The organism is Bradyrhizobium sp. STM 3557 (assembly GCF_045571465.1).
Lineage (GTDB): Bacteria > Pseudomonadota > Alphaproteobacteria > Rhizobiales > Xanthobacteraceae > Bradyrhizobium.
This window is the reverse complement of sequence record NZ_CP120697.1, coordinates 7,610,526-7,627,692: the sequence shown is the minus strand read 5'-3', so window position 1 is coordinate 7,627,692 and position 17,167 is coordinate 7,610,526. Positions and strand designations below refer to the sequence as shown.

15 protein-coding genes are annotated in these 17,167 nt (G+C 65.4%); 13 read left to right on the top strand and 2 right to left on the bottom strand.

The features are described 5' to 3' along the window. Window positions 1–4 precede the first annotated feature (4 nt). From P6U24_RS35215 to P6U24_RS35160, 12 genes are all read left to right on the top strand, one after another. Window positions 5–328: a plastocyanin/azurin family copper-binding protein gene (locus P6U24_RS35215; RefSeq protein WP_407156970.1), complete on the top strand. Its 324-nt coding sequence runs from the start codon at window positions 5–7 to the stop codon at window positions 326–328. Between the two features lie 17 nt (window positions 329–345). Then, on the top strand, window positions 346–2,004 hold the full coding sequence (locus P6U24_RS35210) for a methyl-accepting chemotaxis protein (RefSeq protein WP_407156969.1): 1,659 nt from the start codon (window positions 346–348) through the stop codon (window positions 2,002–2,004). Window positions 2,005–2,069: 65 nt separating this feature from the next. After that, entirely contained in the window at window positions 2,070–2,753 is a 684-nt protein-coding gene (locus tag P6U24_RS35205) for an alpha/beta family hydrolase (protein WP_407156968.1), read from the top strand. Window positions 2,754–2,827: 74 nt separating this feature from the next. After that, window positions 2,828–3,808 (top strand): biotin synthase BioB, encoded by a 981-nt coding sequence (bioB, locus tag P6U24_RS35200; protein WP_407156967.1) that lies wholly within the window; start codon window positions 2,828–2,830, stop codon window positions 3,806–3,808. Window positions 3,809–4,043: 235 nt separating this feature from the next. Next, window positions 4,044–5,027 carry a TRAP transporter substrate-binding protein gene (locus tag P6U24_RS35195; RefSeq protein WP_407156966.1) on the top strand — a complete coding sequence of 328 codons (984 nt, stop codon included), beginning with the start codon at window positions 4,044–4,046 and terminating at the stop codon, window positions 5,025–5,027. A gap of 15 nt (window positions 5,028–5,042) precedes the next feature. After that, complete coding sequence (locus tag P6U24_RS35190; protein WP_407156965.1) at window positions 5,043–7,076, top strand: methyl-accepting chemotaxis protein; 2,034 nt, start codon at window positions 5,043–5,045, stop codon at window positions 7,074–7,076. A 227-nt stretch (window positions 7,077–7,303) separates the two neighbouring features. After that, complete coding sequence (locus tag P6U24_RS35185; RefSeq protein ID WP_407156964.1) at window positions 7,304–8,254, top strand: TRAP transporter substrate-binding protein; 951 nt, start codon at window positions 7,304–7,306, stop codon at window positions 8,252–8,254. Between the two features lie 19 nt (window positions 8,255–8,273). Further along, window positions 8,274–9,227, top strand: a complete 954-nt coding sequence (locus tag P6U24_RS35180; protein ID WP_407156963.1) for a TRAP transporter substrate-binding protein — start codon at window positions 8,274–8,276, stop codon at window positions 9,225–9,227. Between the two features lie 33 nt (window positions 9,228–9,260). Continuing rightward, window positions 9,261–11,294 carry a methyl-accepting chemotaxis protein gene (locus tag P6U24_RS35175; RefSeq protein ID WP_407156962.1) on the top strand — a complete coding sequence of 678 codons (2,034 nt, stop codon included), beginning with the start codon at window positions 9,261–9,263 and terminating at the stop codon, window positions 11,292–11,294. A gap of 304 nt (window positions 11,295–11,598) precedes the next feature. Beyond that, complete coding sequence (locus P6U24_RS35170) at window positions 11,599–12,603, top strand: ABC transporter substrate-binding protein (protein WP_407156961.1); 1,005 nt, start codon at window positions 11,599–11,601, stop codon at window positions 12,601–12,603. 28 nt (window positions 12,604–12,631) lie between these two features. Continuing rightward, window positions 12,632–13,405 (top strand): ABC transporter ATP-binding protein, encoded by a 774-nt coding sequence (locus P6U24_RS35165; protein WP_407156960.1) that lies wholly within the window; start codon window positions 12,632–12,634, stop codon window positions 13,403–13,405. Next, window positions 13,398–14,231 carry an ABC transporter permease gene (locus P6U24_RS35160; RefSeq protein ID WP_407156959.1) on the top strand — a complete coding sequence of 278 codons (834 nt, stop codon included), beginning with the start codon at window positions 13,398–13,400 and terminating at the stop codon, window positions 14,229–14,231. The genes P6U24_RS35165 and P6U24_RS35160 overlap by 8 nt, the downstream gene beginning before the upstream one ends. Before the next feature lie 32 nt (window positions 14,232–14,263). Here P6U24_RS35160 and gtdA read toward each other — a convergent pair whose 3' ends face one another. Continuing rightward, the gene (gtdA, locus tag P6U24_RS35155) at window positions 14,264–15,301 is read right to left on the bottom strand and encodes a gentisate 1,2-dioxygenase (protein ID WP_407156958.1); all 1,038 of its coding nucleotides are present in this window, start codon (window positions 15,299–15,301) and stop codon (window positions 14,264–14,266) included. An 88-nt stretch (window positions 15,302–15,389) separates the two neighbouring features. Between gtdA and maiA the strand changes: the two genes are divergently transcribed. Beyond that, window positions 15,390–16,019, top strand: coding sequence for a maleylacetoacetate isomerase (maiA, locus tag P6U24_RS35150; RefSeq protein WP_407156957.1), 630 nt, complete (start codon window positions 15,390–15,392; stop codon window positions 16,017–16,019). Between the two features lies 1 nt (window position 16,020). Here maiA and P6U24_RS35145 read toward each other — a convergent pair whose 3' ends face one another. Next, entirely contained in the window at window positions 16,021–17,160 is a 1,140-nt protein-coding gene (locus P6U24_RS35145) for an FAD-dependent monooxygenase (RefSeq protein ID WP_407156956.1), read from the bottom strand. Window positions 17,161–17,167 lie beyond the last annotated feature (7 nt).

The following is a 17,167-nucleotide window of genomic DNA, read 5'->3' as shown; positions in this document are numbered from 1 at the left end:
ATCCATGCTTCGTTCCCGAACCATTCTCGGCCTTGCCATTGTCGCCGGATTTTCCACCGGTGCTCTCGCCGCCACGCAAGTGATTCATCAGCAGGGGCGTGCCTTCTCCGAAGAGAGCATCACGGTGAAGAAGGGCAATGCCGTCACCTTCCTGAACGACGACACCATCCCGCACAACATCATGTCGACCAGCAAGGGCAACGAGTTCAATCTCGGTTCACAGGCGCCCGGAAGCTCCACTGATGTGAGCTTCAAGGACGTCGGTGATGTCTCGGTCATTTGCGCGATTCACCCGCGCATGAAGATGACCGTCAAGGTCGTCGACTAGCATTCGGAGATCGGGCAATGTCGATCCGTCTGAGGATCCTGGCCGTACTCAGCGTCATGCTGGCGCTCGCCTGCGGCCTGGCGTTCTACGGCCTGCGCGGGATCAATGCGACGGGCGACCTGGTGGTCCGGCTGTATGATGGGCCGCTGATGGCGGTCAACCACGCCCGGTCGGTTCATGCCGAGCTCAATGCCGCGCTCCTGATCCTGAAATCCAGCGAAAGCACGGGAGTCTCGACGGAAGCGACCGCGCGGTACGAAAAGCTGCTGAAGGCGATGTTCGAGGATCTCGACATCGTTCGTGAGCGGGTGCAGGCCGGCAACGTCAATGCGGCACGCGAGCAGGCCGGCAGGAAGCTCCGCGACTGGTCCGATGCCGCGCTCAAGATCCTTAAGCCGGCGCCGAACGGGCTCACAGAACTGCCGACGGCGTTTCTGGTGAGCAAGCTGGGCGCCGAGGCGGTGGCCTCGGTCGATGACCTGGTCGAGTTGGTCGCCGCGTATGGCTTCGAATTCCGCAACCAGGCCGAAGCCGAAGTCGCGCAGTCGCGAACGACGATGATCGGCGCGATCGTGGCCTCGCTCGTGCTCGGACTGGCGCTCGCGATCGGATTTGCCTATTCGCTGAGCCGGCCGATCGTCGCGCTCGAGAAGTCGATGATCCAGCTCGCGGACGGCGATTTCGACATCGTGCTGTCGGGCGTCAAACGTAAAGATGAGATCGGCCGGGTGGCGCGCGCGGTCGAGCGGTTCAAGACGCTTGCGGCCCAGCGCGCACAGCACGAGGCGGAGAGCAGGCTGGAGCAGGATCAACGCATCGCCGAGCAGCGCCGGGCGGACATGCATCGGCTTGCCAATACGTTCGAGGCGGCCATCGGCGAGATCGTCAAGACCGTCGCAGCCACCTCCAACGATCTCGAATACTCGGCCTCGACGCTGACCGGCACGGCCGATCGCGGGCGCCAGCTTGCCGAGGTCGTCGCAGGCGCTTCCCAGGAGGCCTCGTCGAATGTGCAGTCGGTCGCGTCCGCGACCGAGCAGCTGTCGTCGTCCGTCAACGAGATCAGCCGTCAGGTGCTGGAATCGGCGCGGATGGCCGGCGACGCGGTCAGCCAGGCGAGGACCACGACCGAACGTGTCGGAGAACTGTCCAAGGCGGCGAACCGCATCGGCGACGTGATCGAACTGATCAACGCCATCGCCGGTCAGACAAATCTGCTGGCACTCAACGCCACCATCGAGGCGGCGCGCGCCGGCGAGGCGGGGCGCGGCTTCGCGGTGGTGGCAGCCGAGGTCAAGGCGCTCGCCGAGCAGACCGCGAAGGCGACCGGAGAGATCGGCCAGCAGATCTCGGGCATCCAGACCGCCACGCAGGAATCAGTGAGCGCCATCACGCAGATCAGCGGCGCAATCGAGCGGCTGGCCGAGATGTCCACCGCGATTGCCTCCGCGGTGGAGCAACAGGGAGCGGCGACCAAGGAGATCTCGCGCAATGTCCAGCATGCCGCCAACGGCACGCAGCAGGTCTCGTCGAACATCTCCGATGTGAAGCAGGGTGCCAGCGAAACCGGCCAGGCCTCCTCGCGGCTGTTGTCGGCGGCCCAATCGCTCACCAATGACAGCAAGCGGCTGCGGACCGAGGTCGATCGATTCCTGGAGACCGTTCGGGCCGCCTGAGCTGTTCGGCCGGAATCGGCGGATCGCACTTGCCTTTCCACAGCGTTTGCGGCACGCCGTCGGCTATGGAGCCTTCGGCAGAGCAGCTGACCATCGAAGTCGGGCCTCAGGTTGCGGTGTCCGCGTGCCTCGTCCAGCCGCGAGAGCCGCGCCTCTGCTTCGTGTTCGCGCACGGCGCGGGTGCCGGCATGACGCACGCGTTCATGGAGAGCGTCGCGCAAGGGCTCGCGGCGCGGCAGGTCGCGACCTTGCGCTTCCAGTTTCCTTATATGGAGAAGGGCTCCAAGCGGCCCGATCCGCCTGCGCTTGCGCAGGCCACGGTGCGTGCCGCGGTGGCGACCGCGGCAGAGCGCTTTTCCGGCGGTCTGCCCCTGTTCGCCGGCGGCAAGTCGTTCGGCGGGCGCATGACCTCGCAGGCCCAGGCAAAGTCGCCGCTTGCCGGCGTGCGCGGCCTGGCGTTCTTCGGTTTCCCGCTGCATCCGGCGGGCAAGCCCTCGAGCGCACGCGCGGACCATCTCGACGAGGTCGAGATCCCGATGCTGTTCCTGCAGGGCACGCGCGACAAGCTGGCCGAGCTCAGCCTGCTCGGACCGGTCGTGGAGCGGCTGGGCAGCCGGGCGACATTGCATCTCCTCGATCAGGCCGATCATGCCTTTCATGTGCCGGCGCGCTCCGGGCGCACCAATGCCGCCGTCATGGACGAGATGTTAGAGACGTTCGCGACCTGGGCGGACGCAAAGCATGGCTGATCTCACGATCATTCAACTGGCGAGCAGTGATGCTCTCGGCTAAGCCGTCAAGGTCGATATGGTGGAGGTCGTGAATGCTCGGCGTGCAGGATGAGACGGCTGTGACGCAGAAGGCGCGCGCAGCGCAGTCATGGACCAGGGATGCGGCCCTCGCGCTCTACCAATTGCCGTTCAACGATCTCCTGTTTCGGGCGCAGTCGGTGCACCGGCAGCAGTTCGATCCGAACCGCGTGCAGCTCTCGAAGCTGCTCAACATCAAGACCGGCGGCTGCCCCGAGGATTGTGGCTATTGCAGCCAGTCGTCACATCATTCGACCGGCCTTGCCGCTTCCAAGCTGATGGACGTCGAGGTCATTGTCGCAGAGGCCCGCAAGGCCAAAGACGGCGGCGCGACCCGCTACTGCATGGGGGCGGCCTGGCGCAATCCAAAGCCGCGCGACATGGATGCGATCGTCGAGATCGTCGCGGGGGTCAAGGCGCTCGGGCTCGAGACCTGCATGACTCTCGGCATGCTCGATCGTGATCAGGCCGAGCGCCTCCGTGAAGCCGGCCTCGACTACTACAACCACAACATCGATACTTCCGAGTCCTACTATCCGAACGTCATCTCGACCCGCACCTTCGCCGATCGCCTGCAGACGCTGGATCATGTGCGCCAGTCCGGCATGAAGATCTGCTGCGGCGGCATTCTCGGCATGGGCGAGAGCGAGGCCGATCGCGTCGACATGCTCGTGACGCTCGCCAACCTGCCGGAGCCGCCGGAGAGCGTGCCGATCAACATGCTGATCCCGATCGCCGGCACGCCGCTCGCGCAATCGCCGCGCATCGATCCGCTTGCCTTCGTCCGCGTCGTCGCGATGGCGCGCATCATGATGCCGACCTCGTTCGTGCGGCTCTCCGCCGGCCGCTCTGCAATGAGCGACGAGATGCAGGCGCTGTGCTTCTTCGCCGGTGCCAATTCGATCTTCGTCGGCGATACGCTGCTCACCGCCGGCAATCCGGAGGCCGCCGCCGACCGCAGCCTGTTCGACCGGCTCGGACTGCAGGCGCTTTGAGCCGCGCGGTCTTGCGCTCTCCAAGCAGCTCGGAAAACTACTGAGACGCTCTGACGCAGCTCTCGGCCAGGCGCGCTCGTGCCGGCCGAAGCAGCGAAACGCCATGCACCGCATGGTCGCGCGAGATTTGTCGATTTTCGCGCAAGCGTAGTAATTCCGGGCACGCTCGCGCTCTTAAGACCTTTACCATACTTCTTTGCTACCCCTGTTCGCACTAGGGAAGAAATGGTGCGACATGCGCAGATCAGTAAGAGGATTGGGCATCGCGGGGGCATTGCTGGCGGCTTTGGCTCTGCTGCCGCATTCAGCCAGTGCATCGCCGCGAATGGTTTCGCTGGCCTTCAACTCGCAGCTTAATAACCCCCAGCAGATCGGCGCTGACACGTTCAGCCAGAAGCTGAAGGCATCCTTCGGCAAGCGCTTCCTCGTCGATCAGCGCGTTGGCAATGCGCTCGGCAGCGAGAACACGATCATGGCCGGGGTCCAGTCCGGTGCGGTCGACATGGCGGTCATCTCAGGCGGCGTGGTCAGCGCCACGGTTCCCGAGCTGAGCGTGTTCGATATTCCGTTCCTGTTTCGCGATCAGGCCCATGCCAAGGCCGTGATGCAGGGCCCGATCGGCGGCCAGATCGGGGCCAAGTTCGCCGATAAGGGGCTGGTGCTGCTGGCGCTCGGCAAGCAGGGCTTTCGCAATCTCACCAATTCGAAGCGTCCGATCCGCACGCCCGACGACATCAAGGGTCTGAAGATCCGCGTGATCCCGAACGAGACCTACAAGATGGCCTTCCAGGCGCTCGGCGCTGAAGTGATCCCGATGGAGTTTCCGCTGGTCTATGCCGCGCTGAAGGACGGCCGGCTCGACGGCCAGGAAAATCCGGTGCCGACCATCGCCTCCAGCCGCTTCGAGGAGGTCCAGAAATATCTGAGCCTGACCGGGCACTTCTTCGCGCCGATCGCCTTCGTTGCCAACCGCGCGATGTTCGAGCAGCTCGATCCGGCCGATCAGGAGGCGCTGAGAGCCGCCGCCAAGGCCGGGGCCGAGACGACTTGGGAGGCACAACTCGATCCGCCCAAGCTTCAGGAGTTGCGGGCCGGCGGCATGGAGATCATCGAGAAGGTCGACCGTCAGCCCTTCGTCGATGCCGTCAAGCGCCTCGATCCCGAGTTCGAGAAGCGGTTCGGCAAGGAACTGATCGCCGCCATCCGGTCCACTCCGTAGCACTTCGGCACTCCCATGAAACTGACATCTCTTCTGTCGTCGATCGGCGTTCGTCCGCGAATCTTCGGTGGCTTCGCGCTGGTCCTGAGCTTCCTGGTTCTGCTCGCGGGTTTCGCCATGGTCCAGGTCGAGCGGATCGGCGGGACCGTCAATGAGCTCGTCACCAGCGCGGCCGGCGATGCCGGCATGTCGCAGGTACGCGCGGCGTTGCTCGGCGCCAATGGTGCGGTGGAGAAATTCATCCGCACCTGGAACGTCGGCGACAAGGCGGCCGCGACGAAGGCGATCACCGGCGTCGGCCAGATGGCCGAGCAGGTCGAAGCACAGTACGGCAAGCTGCAGGCGATCGCCGATGGCGCCGCGTCGGTTCGCAGCGCGTTGGAGACTTATCGCGCGTCGTTTGCGGCTGCGGCCGACGCCGTCGACCGGCTGCGGGCCGCGACGACCAAGGCCGACAATCTCGGCGCGACCGCGGGCCTGACGGCCGGCGGCATCCAGGTCGCGCTCGCCAATGCGCCCGAAGGCGAGCGGCCGATGCATCCGATGCGGCTGGCGGGCGCCGTCGACGCGGTGCGGATTGCGCTGATGCGCTATGGCAGTTCGCTTTCGACAGCCGATTCCGATGATGCCAAGCTGACCCTGAGCTACGCACAGGGCGCGATCGCGGATGCCGAGGCGGAGGTGACGGCCGGTGGCGATGCCAAGCTGAAGGCGCTGATCGCCGCCTTGAAGACCACGGTCACGGCGGATGCGGCCGCGCTGGAGGACGTGATGAAGGTCGCGGCCGATCTGCGTGCCAAACAGGCCGAGCTGACCAAGGCCAGCGCCGCAATCGACGGCCAGGTCAACAAGATCAATCAGCAGCTCGGGGCAGTCCGCGCCGAGCAGGGCGGCAAGACGGCCTCCGCGGTCGCCGACACGCGCCAGACCGTGATCGTCGCTGCGGCAGGCGCGCTGGTGCTCGGCATCGTGCTCGCCTGGCTGATCGGCGCCAGCGTCTCCGGCCCGATCCGCAGCATGACCGACCGCATGCAGTCGCTCGCTGCCGGCGAGCTCGACGAGCCGATCCCCGGCGGGGAATCGCGCGACGAGATCGGCCGCATGGCTCGCGCGGTCGAGGTGTTCCGCGACAACGCGCTGGCGGTGCGGCGCATGGAGCAGGAAGCCGCGGCGCAGCGGGAGGCGGCGGAAGCCGATCGTGTCCGCATGATGGCCGACCTTGCCGGCCGTTTCGAGCAGGGCATGCAGGGCGTCATCGCCGGCGTCGGCGGCCGTGCCGAGGATATGGGCCGCAGCGCCAGCGAGCTGGCGCGCGTGGCTGAGCGTGGCCGCGGCCTTGCAGAAGCGGTGGCCAATCGCGCCGAGCAGGCGTCGGCCAATGTGCAGACCGTGGCCTCCGCGACTCAGGAACTCTCGGCCTCGATCCGCGAGATCGCCACCCAGGTGCAGCGCTCGGTCTCGGTCTCGAATCGCGCAACGCACGAGACGCAGCGGACCTCCGAGCTGGTTCACAGCCTGTCGAGCGCAGCGGAGAAGATCGGCACCATCGTCCAGCTGATTCAGGCGATCGCGAGCCAGACCAACCTGCTCGCGCTGAACGCAACCATCGAGGCGGCGCGGGCGGGCGATGCCGGCAAGGGCTTTGCGATCGTCGCCAGCGAGGTGAAGAACCTGGCATCGCAGACCGCGCAGGCGACCGAGCAGATCGCCAGCCAGATCGCCACCATTCAGAGCGCCACGGGCGAGACTGTCACGGCGATCTCGCAGTTCGACGCCACGGTGCGCGAGATTGCCGAAATCTCCAACGCGATCGCCTCGGCCGTCGAGCAGCAGGGCGCTGCGACCGGCGAGATCGCGCGCAACGTCGAGGAGGCGGCGAGCGGCACCGCGGCCGTCACGCGCGAGATCGTCGATGTGCGCGCAGTGGCGGGCCAGACCGACGCCGGCGCCGAGGCCGCGCTTGCGGTTGCGGCCGCGCTGCAGGAGCAGGCGGTATCGCTAAAAGGCAACGTCGCCGATTTCCTGAAGACGATTCGAACGGCGGCCTGACAATTAGCTAGCTGAAACAGGAACAGCCGCGCCGACAACAAACTTGTCGGCGCGGCTGTTCATTTGTGCGGACAAGCGTCTCTTCGGCAGAGTTCCAATTTGCGGCACGCCGGCGGATGCCTCAGCGTGCCATGCAACCGTGCCATGTCGGCCGAAATTGCCGACTTTAACATCTTACGCACCATTCGTTGGTAGGTGTTGTAAGGAACTAATTACCACGGTGGGACATGTACGGAAAATTCAGGGGATCTGGGACGGCGGGAGTCATGATCGCGGCGTCGATGCTGCTCTCGGTGCATTCATCGGCAGCCTCGCCCCGCATGATCTCGGTGGCGGCCGGGCCGGAGCTGTTCCGCGAAAAGCTGGCGGCGAGCCACCACTTCATCGTGGATGGGCGCTCCGGCAACGCGCTCGGGGGCGAGCCGATCATCCTGGCCGCGACCCGCTCGGGCGCTCTTGATGCGGCCGTCTTGACCGGTGGCGTCGTCAGCGCTGTCGTCCCGGAGCTGAGCGTGTTCGACATTCCTTTCCTGTTCCGCGATGAGGCGCATGCCAAGGCGGTGATGCAGGGGCCGATTGGCGCGCAGATCGCCGCCAAATTCGCCGACAAGGGGCTGGTGCTGCTCGCGCTCGGCAAGCAGGGCTTCCGCCACATGACCAATTCCAAGCACCCGATCCGCACGCCCGCCGATGTCAAAGGGCTGACGATCCGCGTGATTCCGAACGAGACCTACAAGATGGCCTTCCAGGCGCTCGGTGCGAACGTGGTGCCGATGGACTTTCCGCTGGTCTACGGCGCGCTGAAGGATGGCCGGCTCGACGGCGAGGAAAATCCGCTGACCACCATCTCGACCAGCCGCTTCTTCGAAGTCCAGAAATACCTGACCATGTCCGGTCATTTCTTCGCCCCGGTCGCCTTCATCGCCAATCGTGCGATGTTCGAGCAGCTCGACCCGGCCGACCAGCAGGCGTTGATCGCGGCCGCCAAGGCCGGTGCAGAAGTGACATGGCAAGCGCAGGTCGATGACGCGAAACTCAAGGAGCTGCGCGCGGCGGGCATGGACGTAGTCGACAAGGTCGACCGCCAGGCCTTCGTCGATGCGGTCAAGCCGCTCGATCCCGAGTTCGAGAAGCGGTTCGGCAAGGAGCTGATCGCCGCCATCCGGTCCACTCCTTGAGGCACGAGACGAGAGAAATATGCGCGAGCTGATGCGATCCAACTCGGCAACGATCCTGATTGCAGCATCGCTGCTTGCGACCCTGCATTCGGCGGCGGGCTCGCCGCGCATGATCTCGGTTGCTGCCGCTCCGGAGGAGTTTCGCCAGAAGCTCGACTCCTCGTCAGGCAGGCCGTTCATCGTCGATGCGCGAGCAGGCAATGCGCTCGGTGGCGCGAACGTCATCTTCGAAGCGGTCAAAAGCGGCTCGCTGGACGTCGCCGTCGTGAACGGTGGCGTGGTCAGCTCCGGCGTTCCCGAACTCAGCGTGTTCGACATCCCGTTCCTGTTTCGGGATGAGGCGCATGCCAAAGCGGTGATGCAGGGCCCGGTCGTCGCCAAGATCGCCGAGAAATTCGCCGACAAGGGCCTGGTGCTGCTGGCACTCGGCAAGCAGGGCTTCCGGCACATGACCAATTCGAGGCGCGCGATCCGGACGCCCGACGACGTCAAGGGCCTCACGATGCGCGTGATTCCGAACGAGACCTACAAGATGGCATTCCAGGCGCTGGGAGCCAAGGTTGTGCCGATGGACTTCACCCTGGTCTACGGCGCGTTGAAGGACGGACGGCTCGACGGTGAAGAGAACCCGTTGACCATCATCTCGGACAACCATTTCGATGAGGTCCAGAAACACCTCACCTTGACCGGTCATTTCTTCACGCCGTGGGTCTTTGTCGCCAACCGTGCCATGTACCAGCAGCTCAGCCCCGCCGAGCAGGAGGCTCTGGTTGCGGCGGCGAAGGCCGGCGCCGAAGCCACATGGCGCGAGCAGACCGATGCGGCCAAGCTCAAGGAGCTGCGCGCGGCTGGCATGGAGGTGGTCGAGAATGTCGACCGCCAGGCCTTTGCCGACGCAGTCAAGTCGCTCGATCCCGAATTCGAGAAGCGATTCGGCAAGGAGCTGATCGCCGCCATCCGTTCGACCCGCTAACCAACCCTCGCTCTAGAAATTGCTGGCAGCCCCATGAAACTATCTTCCCTGATGTCTTCGGTCGGAATTCGGCCGCGAATTTTCGGCGGCTTCGCGCTGGTCCTGAGCTTTCTCGTTCTGCTCGCCGGCTTCGCCATGATGCAAGTCGAGCGCATCGGCGGCACTATCAACGAACTCGTCACCAGTGCGGCGGGCGACGCCGGCATGTCGCAGGTGCGCGGTGCACTGCTCGGGGCCAACGGCGCGGTGGAGAAGTTCATCCGCACCTGGAATGTCGGCGACAAGGAGGCCGCGGCGAAGGCCATCGACAATGTCAGCAAGCTCAGCGATCAGGTCGAGCAGCAGTATGGCAAGCTGCAAGCGATCGCCCAGGGCATCGAGCCGGTCCGCGCGGCGCTCGCGACCTATCGTGCATCGTTCACGGCCGCAGCCGATGCCGTCGACCGGCTGCGCGCTGCCACGGTCAAGACCGATGCGCATGGCGCGACCGCGGGCCTCGATGCCGCCGCGATCCAGGTCGCGCTGGCCAACCGTGCCGATCCCGAGCGCTTGTTCCAGCCGCTGCGGTTGGCCCCGGCCGTGGACGGGGTCCGCGTGTCGGTGATGCGCTTTGGCGCGACCCTGTCGACCGCGGACGCCGCTGACGCCAAGCAGACGCTGGCCAATACCCTGGTGGTCGTTGCCGCGACCGAGGCCGAGATCGCTTCCGTCAACGAGCCCAAGATGAAGGCGCTGCTCGCGCATCTCAAGACCGAGCTGACCGCGGACACGGCGGCGCTCGAGGACGTGATCAAGGTGGCGGGCGAGCTGCGCGCCAAGCAGGCCGAGCTGGCCAAAGCCAGCACCGCGATCGAGGAGCAGGTCGCCAAGATCAATCAGCGGCTTGGCACGGTACGTGCCGAGCAGGGCGACAAGACGGCGCTTGCGGTGGCCGATACGCGGCAGACCGTGATCTATAGCGCGGCCTTTGCGCTGGTGCTCGGCATCGTGCTGGCCTGGCTGATCGGCGCCAGCGTCTCCGGCCCGATTCGTAGCATGACCGACCGCATGCAGTCGCTCGCTGCCGGCGAGCTCGACCAGCCGATCCCGGGCGGAGAATCGCGCGACGAGATCGGCCGCATGGCCCGCGCCGTCGAGGTGTTCCGCGACAACGCGCTGGCGGTGCGGCGCATGGAGCAGGAGGCCGCTGCGCAGCGCGAGGCGGCGGAAGCTGACCGCGTTCGCATGATGACCGAGCTTGCCGGCCGCTTCGAGCAGGGCATGCAGGGCGTGATCGCCGGCGTTGGCGGTCGTGCCGAGGACATGGGCCGCAGCGCAGGCGACCTGGCGAAGGTCGCCGAGCGCGGCCGCGGCCTCGCGGAAGCGGTCGCCAACCGTGCCGAGCAGGCCTCGGTCAACGTGCAGACGGTGGCGTCCGCAACGCAGGAGCTGGCTGCTTCCATTCGCGAGATCTCGACCCAGGTGCAGCGTTCGGTCACGGTGTCCAACCGTGCGACGCACGAGACGCAGCGGACCTCCGAGCTGGTGCACGGCCTGTCGAGCGCGGCCGAGAAGATCGGCACCATCATTCAGCTGATCCAGGCGATCGCCAGCCAGACCAATCTGCTGGCGCTGAACGCGACCATTGAGGCCGCGCGTGCGGGCGACGCCGGCAAGGGCTTTGCCATCGTTGCCAGCGAGGTGAAGAATCTGGCCTCGCAGACCGCGCAGGCGACCGAGCAGATTGCCAGCCAGATTGCGACCATCCAGAGCGCGACCGGCGAGACCGTTACGGCAATCTCGCAATTCGACGCCACGGTGCGCGAGATGGCGGAGATCTCAAATGCCATCGCCTCGGCCGTCGAGCAGCAGGGTGCGGCGACCGGCGAGATCGCGCGCAACGTCGAGGAGGCCGCGAGCGGCACCGCGGCGGTCAGCCGCGAGATCGTCGATGTCCGGGCGGTCGCGGGCGAGACCGACGCCGGTGCGGAGGCCGCCCTTGCGGTCGCTGCCGCGCTGCAGGAGCAGGCGGTATCGCTGAAGGGCAATGTCGCCGACTTCCTGAAGACGATCCGGACGGCGGCCTGAGGCCGCAGCGTCATGGAAACCGCGTGACAATTCGTTACGCGGTCGGGGCCATCGGTCCCTGGACGGTTGTTCCAGGTGGGATGCAGCGACGATTGGAAGAGACAACCGCCGGCCTGCATCGCCGGCGGCGATTGGCGTGTTGCTCGCAAGGCCTTGGCCGCATTGCAATCGTCGGGTAACACGATTCCACGCGACATCGCGGCCGAAAGTTGCAACAAGGGCTGCGTGCGCGGGGCGCCTTCATCGGCGTGACCTGGAGGTGCGCGCTGCGCCCGTAGAGTTCAATTCGCCGGAGGACATTCTCATGATCCGCTGCGTTCGCCTCGTGATGGCGGCATGTCTGACCTTGACCGCGATGGCGACCGCACGCGCCGACGAGCCGCTGAAGGCCAAAATCGGTGTGCTGCGCCTGTCGTCGTCGGCGCCGGTTTTCATCGCGCAGGACAAGGGCTATTTCCGCGAGGCCGGGCTCGACATCGAGCTGAAATTCTTCGACGCGGCGCAGCCGATCGCGGCCGCGACCACCTCCGGCGACGTCGATTTCGGCGTCACGGCCTTCACCGCCGGTCTCTACAATCTCGCCGGCAAGGGCACCTTGAAGGTGATCGGCGGCATGAGCCGCGAGAAGGCGGGCTATCCGCTGATCGGCTATTTCGCCAGCAACAAAGCCTATGAAGCCGGACTGAGGATGCCGAAAGATCTGGCCGGCAAACGCATCGCGGTGACCCAGGTCGGTTCCAGCTTCCATTATTCGCTGGGCCTGCTCGCCGACAAATACGGCTTCAAGCTGTCCGACGTGAAGATCGTGCCGCTGCAGTCGCTGTCGAATGCTGCTGCCGCGCTGAAAGGCGAGACGGTCGACGCGGCGCTGCTGCCGGTCTCCACCGCGCGCAAGCTGATGGATGATGGCGGCGCGAAGCTGCTCGGCTGGGTCGGCGACGAGACGCCGTGGCAGCTCGGCGCCGTGTTCGCCTCGCCGAAGACGCTCGCCAACAAGGCGCTGGTGACCAAGCTGCTGGGCGCATTGGAGCGCGCCGACCGCGAATATCACGATGTCATTCTGGCCTCGGTGAAGGACGGGAACGCCGCCATCAACGAGAATACCAGGCCGCTGCTCGAGATCATCGCCAAATACACCAACCTGCCGGTCGAGCAGGTGGTCGGGAATTGCGCCTTTATCGATCCGGACGGCAAGCTCGACATCAAGAATGTCGACAACCAGATCAAATGGCTGCAGGCCCAGGGTTTTGCAGATAAGGGCTATGATGCCGAGAGCATCATCGCCAAGGACTATGTGAAGCCGGATTAGCGCAGTAGACGGTAGGGGCCTCTTCGTAATGGACCTGATCGCCGACCATATCAGCCACCGCTTCGGCGCACTCGACGTGCTGGATGGTGTGTCGTTCACGGTAAGCGCCGGCGAGGTGGTCGCGATCGTTGGCCCCTCGGGTTGCGGCAAGAGCACGCTGCTGTCGATCCTCGGCGGCCTACTGCTGCCCAGCGCGGGCGGCGCCAAGTTGCGTAGCGCGCCGCCGGCCGACAGCCTCAATCCGCTGACCTTCGTGTTCCAGGATTTCGCGCTGCTGCCCTGGTCGACGGTGGAGGACAACGTGGCGTTCCCGCTGCTGCACACGCCGCTATCAGCGCAGGAGCGGCGCATCTCGGTCGACGATGCGTTGCGCCGCACTGGACTAACCGATTTCCGCACTGCCTATCCGAAGCAATTGTCCGGCGGCATGCGCCAGCGCGTCGGCATCGCACGGGCACTCGCGGTCAGGCCCGCGATCCTGTTGATGGACGAGCCGCTGTCGGCATTGGACTCGCAGACCCGCGAGCTGCTGATGGAGGATTTCATCGGTCTGCTCGCGGACCGCACCATGGGCGCGGTCTATGTGACCCATAATCTCGAAGAGGCGGTGCGGCTCGCCGATCGCATCGTCGTGCTGTCGCGGCGGCCGGGGCGTATTCGCGAGATCGTGACGATGCCGTTGCCGCGCAGCGATCGCGGCGATACGGCTGCCCGTGAGCAACTATTGCAACTGCAGAACGATCTGTGGGCGCTGATCCGCGGCGAGGCGGTTGATGCCGAGCGCGAGGTGCAGGATGCTTGAGCGCGCGCCGGCAAAGCAGGAGCCTGCAGCGGATACAGGCGGCGCGCCGCGGCCGGTGGCCTTTCGCGGTGCAGGCTTCACACCCAGCGCCAATCGCCATGCCGGCTGGATCGCCCTCGCGACCATCCTGGTGCTGTGGCAGATCGCAGGCAGCCTGTCGCTGGTCAATCCGCTGTTCCTGCCGCCGCCGCTTGCGATCGGCAAAGCGCTCTATCAGCTCGCGCTGTCGGGCGCGCTGTGGCAGCATCTGGCCGCCTCCGTCATGCGGATCGGCATCGGCTGGATGCTCGGCACCGCCGCCGGCATCGCGGTGGGCTTTGCCATTGGCCTGTCGCGCATCGCCCGCAGCGTCGGCATTACCTTCATCTCGGCGCTGTTCCCAATCCCAAAGATCGCTCTGCTGCCGCTGCTGATCCTGTGGCTCGGGATCGGCGAAGAGCCGAAGATCGCCACCATCGCGCTCGGCGTGTTCTTCTCGACCGCGATCTCGGTCTACAGCGGCGTCGACGCGGTGCCGCGCAACCTGATCCGTATGGCGCAGAGCTTTGGCGTGCCGTTCACTACGATTGTACGCCGCGTGATCTGGCCGGGCGCCTTGCCGTCGATCCTCGCCGGATTTCGCATCACTGCGTCCATTGCGCTGCTGCTCGTGGTCTCCGCCGAGATGATCGGCGCCGAATATGGCATTGGCGCCTTCGTGCTGCAGGCCGGCAATCTGATGCAGACCGACCAGTTGCTTGCCGGAGTCGTGATCGTGTCGCTGTTCGGGCTCGCGGTCGGCAAGCTGATCGGCCTCCTGGAAGCGCGGCTGCTGCATTGGCGGTGATAGCCATCCCGTCATTGCGAGCGAATGACCATTCACGCATTCCCTCGGTCCTCACGGAACAGGTCGAGCTTCTCCTGCACCGGCCGGTCGGAAAACGAGAACAGCACGGCATCCTCATCGGCTTCATGGGTGACCCAGTGCCAGCTCGGCACTACGAACAGGTCGCGGGGGCCCCATTCGAACACCTGCTCCCCAATTCGCGTTCGGCCGCGCCCTTCGATCGCGGCGAACACGGTGGCGTCGGTCGATCGATAACGTGCGGTGGAGAAACCGTTCGGCAGCAGCTGGATGAAGGTGCCGATCGTCGGCATCGCGTAGTCGCCGGTCTCTGGATTGGAAAATTTCAGCTTGAGCCCGTGGCAGGGATCCCATTCGTCGCGCCGCCGCGCCTGCTCCAGCGCTTCGCGGGTGTGGGCATAGGGATAGTTGAAGATCGGCGAGGTCCTCGCGCCTCGCTTGGTGCCGACCGGCAGCAGATTGTGGCCGTAGCGCGCGAAGCTGTCGCCGGCGGGACGTGCGACCTTCTGCTGGTCGTCGCGTGCGCCTTCCGCGAAGGAGGCATCGAGGAACTGCACCAGCGGAATGTCGAGACCGTCGAGCCAGAACATCGGCTCGGATGTTTCGTTGCCGTGGTCGTGCCAGGCCATCGATGGCGTGATGACGAAATCGCCTGGCTGCATCACCGTGCGCTCGCCGTCGACGGTGGTGAAGGCGCCCTTGCCCCCGAGCACGAAGCGCAACGCCGATTGGCTGTGCCGATGCGCCGGCGCGATGTCGCCTGGGATCACCATCTGGATGCCGGCGTAGAGCGAGGTCGTGATCTTGGATTGTCCGCGCAGACCCGGATTCTCCAGGATCAGCACCCGCCGCTCGGCCTCCTTGGCCGTGATCAGCTGGCCGGCCTCCATCATGTAGTTGCGAATCGCGGCGAATTGCCAGAGGTGCGGGCGACAGGCGCTCTTCGGTTCCGGCGTGATGAGATCGCTCATCACGGTCCACAGCGCGGTCAGGTTCTCGCCGTCGATCTTCTTGTAGAATGCCTCGCGCTCGGGCGTCGAAACGGCTGCCATTTAGCGCCTCCTCCGATCTTGTTGTTGATTGACCGTATACGGCCGATGTCGCTAACGTCAATTTCAACCAACACGGGGGAGGAGCCCGATGAAGCTGCACGGCTATTTCCGCAGTGCCGCGTCCTATCGCGTCCGGATCGCGCTCAACCTGAAGGGCCTCCGCGCGGATCATCTCACCCATCACCTTCGCAAGGGCGAGCAGCGCGCCCCCAGCTATCTCGCGCTCAATCCGCAGGGTTTTGTGCCGGCGCTGGAGGCCGAGGGCACAGTCATCACCCAGTCGCTCGCAATCATCGAATGGCTCGATGAAACCCACCCCGACCCGCCGCTGCTCCCGCGAGAGCCGCTGGCGCGGGCCAAGGTCCGAGCCTTCGCCCAGGTGCTCGCCTGCGACACCCATCCGGTGCAGAACCTGAAGGTGCTGAACCGGCTGCGCGAGCTCGGCCATCCCGAGGAGGAGGTCACGGCCTGGGCGGCCTGGGCCAATCGCGAAGGCCTCAGTGCCTGCGAAGCCTTGATCAAGCACGAGCCGGGGCCATTCTCCTTCGGCGCTGCGCCGACATTGGCCGATCTCTGCCTCGTGCCGCAGCTCGGCAATGCGCGTCGCTTCAGTGTCGACGTATCTGCCTTCCCGCGGCTCCTGGAAGCCGAGCTTGCTGCCAAGGCGATGCCAGCCTTCACTGAGGCCGCGCCGGAGCGGCAGAGCGACGCCGAGTGAACTACTCATGCCGGCGCGCCGCTTTCGATGCATCGTAGCGCGCCATGAAGTGCGGCGACATGGCGCGTAGCCGCGCATCGTCGATCCGGCCCGAGCGGGTGATGTAGCTATAGGCGAAGTCCATCAGGCCCAACCTCATGTGGGTCGGGAAGTGCTCATACCAGTCGCCGCTGGCGCGTGCAGCGCGCACGAGCTTGGTCAAGACCGGTTCTCGCTCGGCCTGGTAGCGCGCGAGGCCGTCGCGAAGCGTGCTCTCCATCTCCAGCGCCTTGACGAGCGCGAGCGCGTCCTCGATCGCCAGCCGCGTGCCGGAGCCGATCGAAAAATGCGCCGTATGCAATGCATCGCCGATCAGCACCATATTCTCGCGCGACCAGCGCTCATTCCATACCCATGGAAAGTTGCGCCACACGGAGCGGTTCGAGATCAGCGGATGACCGTCGAGCGTTGCGGAAAACACCTGCTCGCAAATCGTCTTGGATTCCTCGACGGTGCGGTTCGCAAAGTCATAGGCCTGCCAGGTCGTATCATCGCATTCCACCAGGAACGTGCTCATGCCACGCGTATAGCGGTAGTGATGTGCATTGAACGTACCGCGGTCAGTCCCGACGAATGTCTGGGACAGCGTCGGGAACGTCTTCGTGGTGCCGTACCAGGCGAACCTGTTGCTGGAATAGCTCACAGAGGTGCCGAAATCGCTCTCATGCGCGCGGCGCACCAGCGAGTTCAGCCCGTCGGCCGCGACGATCAGATGATAGCCGGCGAGTTGATCGAGCGATTGCACAGGCGTTCCGTGATGGGCGACGACTCCGGTGGCAGCCGCGCGAGATTGCAGGATGCCCAGCAGCTCCAGCCGGCCGATTGCGGAGAAGCCGACGCCGTCGATCTCGACGCTTTGCCCGTGCAGGTTCAGCGTAATGTTGCGCCAGCTCTCCATCCGCGGCGTGATCGCATCGACAGTCTCGGAATCGTCGGCGCGCAGGAACTCCAGGGCCTGCTCCGAGAACACCACACCGAAGCCCCAGGTCGCATCGCGCGGGTTCTGCTCGAACACCTGGACCGCGGCGTCGGGATGTCTTAGCTTCCACAGATAAGCGAAATAGAGTCCGCCCGGACCGCCGCCAAGCACCGCGATACGCACGCGCATT